This window comes from Clostridium sp. CAG:43 (genome assembly GCF_000434655.1).
GTDB classification, from domain to species: domain Bacteria; phylum Bacillota; class Clostridia; order Lachnospirales; family Lachnospiraceae; genus Otoolea; species Otoolea fessa.
In genome coordinates this window covers 3,431-7,259 of the sequence record NZ_FR895116.1, presented here as the reverse complement: position 1 = coordinate 7,259, position 3,829 = coordinate 3,431, and the positions used below count along the sequence as shown (strand labels likewise).

Annotated in this window: 3 protein-coding genes and 2 pseudogenes; all 5 read left to right on the top strand. The window is 50.8% G+C overall.

The features are described from left to right. Positions 1–186 (top strand): annotated as a pseudogene (locus QVO97_RS11920) (arginine decarboxylase); the annotation flags it as partial. A gap of 28 nt (positions 187–214) precedes the next feature. After that, positions 215–1,075 carry a polyamine aminopropyltransferase gene (speE, locus tag QVO97_RS11915; protein ID WP_022360541.1) on the top strand — a complete coding sequence of 287 codons (861 nt, stop codon included), beginning with the start codon at positions 215–217 and terminating at the stop codon, positions 1,073–1,075. After that, positions 1,056–1,931 carry an agmatinase gene (speB, locus tag QVO97_RS11910; RefSeq protein ID WP_022360540.1) on the top strand — a complete coding sequence of 292 codons (876 nt, stop codon included), beginning with the start codon at positions 1,056–1,058 and terminating at the stop codon, positions 1,929–1,931. The genes speE and speB overlap by 20 nt, the downstream gene beginning before the upstream one ends. Before the next feature lie 206 nt (positions 1,932–2,137). Beyond that, positions 2,138–3,340, top strand: a complete 1,203-nt coding sequence (locus QVO97_RS11905) for a saccharopine dehydrogenase family protein (RefSeq protein ID WP_022360539.1) — start codon at positions 2,138–2,140, stop codon at positions 3,338–3,340. A gap of 106 nt (positions 3,341–3,446) precedes the next feature. Beyond that, positions 3,447–3,829, top strand: a pseudogene (locus QVO97_RS11900) (carboxynorspermidine decarboxylase); the annotation flags it as partial.

The window sequence follows — 3,829 nt, the reverse complement described above, 5'->3', positions numbered from 1 at the left end:
CGCGAGACAGCCGGACGTGTGTGCAGTGAGTTTGTCATGTGCTACCCGCCGGGCATCCCGATTCTGACGCCGGGCGAACAGATCACGGAAGAGATCATTGACTACATTGCGTATGCGCTGGAAAAAGGATGTTCAATGACTGGACCGGAGGATCCGGGGATTGAGCGCCTGAATGTGCTGAAATAGATAAGCAGTAGATAGAAAGGGGAAAATTATGAATTTCTGGTTTTCAGAGAATCATACGCCAAATGTAAAAATTTCCATCCGGGTGGATCGCCAGCTTTACAGCGGAAAGAGCGAGTTTCAGCGGATCGATGTCTTTGATTCGCCGGAATTTGGGCGGTTTCTGACTTTGGATGGATATATGATGCTGACGGAAAAGGATGAATTTATCTATCACGAAATGATCACGCATGTGCCGATGGCAGTGCATCCGTTGGTCAAAAAGGTACTGGTAATTGGAGCCGGGGATGGAGGCGTGATCCGGGAGCTGACCCGCTATCCGGAAATCGAGCACATCGACATGGTGGAGATCGACCCGCTGGTGGTGGAGGTCTGCCGGAAATATCTGCCGAAGACAGCGTGCCGTCTTGATGATCCGAGACTCTCGATCCACTATGAGGATGGGCTGAAATATGTCCGCTTTAAGGAAAATGAATACGATCTGATCATCGTGGATTCGACCGACCCGTTTGGACCGGGCGAGGGGCTTTTTACCCGGGAATTTTACGGGAACTGCTATAAGGCGTTAAAAGAGGATGGCATTATGGTCAATCAGCATGAAAGCCCGTTTTATGCCGAGGACGCGGAGGCGTGCAAGCGGGCACATAAGCGGATCGTAGAGTCGTTTCCGATCAGCCGCGTCTATCAGGCGCATATTCCGACCTACCCGTCCGGGCACTGGCTGTTTGGATTTGCGTCGAAGAAATACCATCCGTTAAAGGATTTGGATGAGACAAGATGGAACCTGCGGGGGCTGGACTGCCGGTATTATACGACGACCCTGCATAAAGGGGCATTTTACCTGCCGGCATATGTGGAGGAGATGTTAGAAGATGTTGAAGGCAAATATTGAGACGTTTCTGGCGTGTGACGCCAGCTATGAGGAGGCGGGGATCGTGCTCTACGGCGCGCCGTTTGACTCGACCACTTCGTACCGCCCGGGCACCCGGTTCGGCTCACGGGCGATCCGCTCGGAATCCTATGGGCTGGAATCGTATTCGCCGTACCAGGACCGTGATCTGACCGATTACGCTGTGTTTGACGCAGGCGATCAGGAGCTCTGCTTTGGTGACGCATCGTTGGCGTTAAAGGATCTGCGGGAACGGGCGGCGGAGGTTGCCGGGGATGGCAAGATCCCATTTATGCTGGGCGGCGAGCACCTGGTGACGCTGGCACCGGTGCAGGCGCTGGCAGAGAAATATCCGGATCTGCATATCATCCATTTTGATGCACATGCCGATCTGCGGGACGATTATCTGGGTGCGAAACTTTCGCACGCCTGTGTGCTGCGCCGCTGCTGGGAAGTCCTGGGAGACGGCAGGATCACGCAGTTTGGTATCCGCTCCGGCGACCGGGAGGAATGGCGCTGGGGAAAAGAACACGTGACGACGCATCCATTTATTGTGGATATGGAAGTCCTTCAGGAAACTCTTCGGAAACTGGAAGGAAAACCGGTGTATTTTACCCTGGATTTGGATGTGCTGGATCCGAGTGTGTTTCCGGGAACAGGAACGCCGGAACCGGGCGGAATCAGTTTTGAGGAACTTCGACGGGCAGTTACGCAGATCTGCAGCGCAGCTCGGATTGTTGGATGTGATGTGAATGAATTATCCCCGGCGCTGGATGCGTCCGGTGCATCGACGGCGGTGGCGTGCAAGATTGTAAGGGAGATGCTGCTGGCGCTGTTGGGAAATCCAAAGATTAAGTAAGAAATGTTTTTGGCGGGTCCCAAGGTCAAAAATTCTCCTGCAAGCAAGCTTGCGTCGAACTTCTGACCTTTTGACCCTGGTATCATCAAATAAAAGTGTGTGTTTGAGACATGAACTGAAAAGTGTTTGAACAAAAGCAAATGTGAAATTTGGATTATAAAATGAAACAAAAACAGAGTACATTTCAGAATACAGGAGGAAAAAAGATGGGAAAAGCGTTAATTATCGGATGTGGAGGCGTAGCTTCCGTAGCAATTCACAAGTGCTGCCAGAACAGCGAGGCATTTGAGGAGATCTGCATTGCAAGCCGGACGAAGTCCAAATGCGATGCGCTGAAAGAAAAATTAGAAGGAACCACCAAGACGAAGATCCAGACTGCGCAGGTGGATGCAAACAACGTGGATGAGCTGATTGCCCTGATTGAGAAATTTAACCCGGATGTGGTGCTGAACCTGGCGCTTCCGTACCAGGATCTGACGATCATGGATGCCTGCCTGGCGACGAAGACCCATTATATCGATACTGCGAACTATGAGCCGGAGGACACGGCAAAATTTGAGTACAAATGGCAGTGGGCATACCGTGAGAAATTTAAAGAGGCGGGCATTACCGCATTGCTGGGAAGCGGCTTTGATCCGGGTGTAACCGGTGTGTTTTCGGCGTATGCGCTGAAACATGAATTTGACGAAATCAACTACATCGACATTCTGGACTGCAACGGCGGCGACCACGGCTATCCGTTTGCAACCAATTTTAACCCGGAGATCAATATCCGGGAGGTGTCGGCAAACGGTTCTTACTGGGAAGATGGACACTGGGTAGAGACGAAACCGATGGAGATCAAGAGAGAGTATGATTTTGACGGCGTCGGCATGAAGGATATGTACCTGCTTCACCATGAGGAGATCGAATCGTTGGCGCTCAATATGCCGGGAATCAAGCGGATCCGCTTCTTCATGACCTTCGGTCAGAGTTACCTGACCCATTTAAAGTGTCTGGAGAACGTCGGCATGACTTCGATCGAGCCGATTATGTACGAAGGAAAAGAGATCGTACCGCTGCAGTTCTTAAAGGCAGTGCTTCCGGATCCGGCATCCCTTGGTCCTCGTACTGTTGGAAAAACGAATATCGGATGCATTTTCCAGGGTAAGAAGGATGGAAAAGAGAAGAAGTATTACTTATATAATATCTGTGATCATCAGGAGTGCTACAAAGAGGTTGGTTCCCAGGCGATCTCCTATACAACCGGTGTACCGGCGATGATCGGTGCGATGCTGGTGATGAATGGAACCTGGCAGAAACCGGGCGTTTATAATATTGAAGAATTTGATCCGGATCCATTTATGGATGCGTTAAATAAATGGGGACTTCCGTGGAAGGAATCCTGGGATCCGGCACTGGTGGATTAAGATAAAAATGCCTCCATGTAAGAAAATGGTTTTATTTTGCGCTTTTTAGGCGCAGGAAGCGAATGGACAGGGAAGCTGGAAACGAGAAGGAAAGGAAGGAAAACAGATGCAGGAACGGGAGGCGGCTGGGGTTCTCCGGGACACGGAGGCGATCCGCACGCCATTTTATGTGGTGGATGAGACGCTTTTAAAGAAAAATCTGGAAATTTTGAAAGATACGGCAGAGCGGGCTGGATGCCGGATTCTGCTGGCACAGAAAGCATTTTCCATGTATTCGGTCTACCCGCTGATTCGTCAGTATCTGTCGGGAACCGCGGCGAGCGGGCTTTATGAGGCGCGACTTGGAAAAACGGAGTTTGGCGGGGAGACCCATGTGTTTTCTGCCGCCTACCGCCCGGATGAGTTTGATGAGATTTTAAATTATGCCGACCACATTGTTTTTAATACGCCGGGGCAGGTGCTGAAATATGGTGAAAAAGTAAAAAAAGC

Excerpts from the sequence above, each read along its gene's own strand:
- speE (WP_022360541.1), top strand. The coding sequence starts at position 215 with ATGAATTTCTGGTTTTCAGAGAATCATACGCCAAATGTAAAAATTTCC.
- speB (WP_022360540.1), top strand. The coding sequence starts at position 1,056 with ATGTTGAAGGCAAATATTGAGACGTTTCTGGCGTGTGACGCCAGCTAT.
- QVO97_RS11905 (WP_022360539.1), top strand. The coding sequence starts at position 2,138 with ATGGGAAAAGCGTTAATTATCGGATGTGGAGGCGTAGCTTCCGTAGCA.